The sequence below is a fragment of the Gilvimarinus sp. 1_MG-2023 genome (assembly GCF_030548285.1).
Map to the genome: position 1 here is coordinate 1 of NZ_JAUOSC010001320.1, position 254 is coordinate 254.

1 protein-coding gene is annotated in these 254 nt (G+C 52.8%); it reads right to left on the reverse strand.

All coding sequences use genetic code 11. The annotated features are described in order from the left end of the window. A partial coding sequence (locus Q4563_RS21120) for a nitrilase-related carbon-nitrogen hydrolase (RefSeq protein ID WP_303605918.1) occupies positions 1–254 on the reverse strand: 254 nt, incomplete at both ends.

The following is a 254-nucleotide window of genomic DNA, read 5'->3' on the forward strand; positions in this document are numbered from 1 at the left end:
GGGTAGATCAGGATGTCGGCATCGGCCAGAGCCATCAGTCGGGCCGCTTCCGGATACCATTGATCCCAACACACCAGTACTCCCAGTTTACCGATAGACGTTGCAATAGGATGAAAACCCGGTTCATCGGCATCGCCGGGGATAAAATAATATTTTTCGTAAAAGCCGGGGTCATCGGGAATGTGCATCTTGCGGTAAAAACCAGCCAGCTCGGCCGAGCCATCAAAAACCAGTGCGGTGTTGTGGTAAACGCC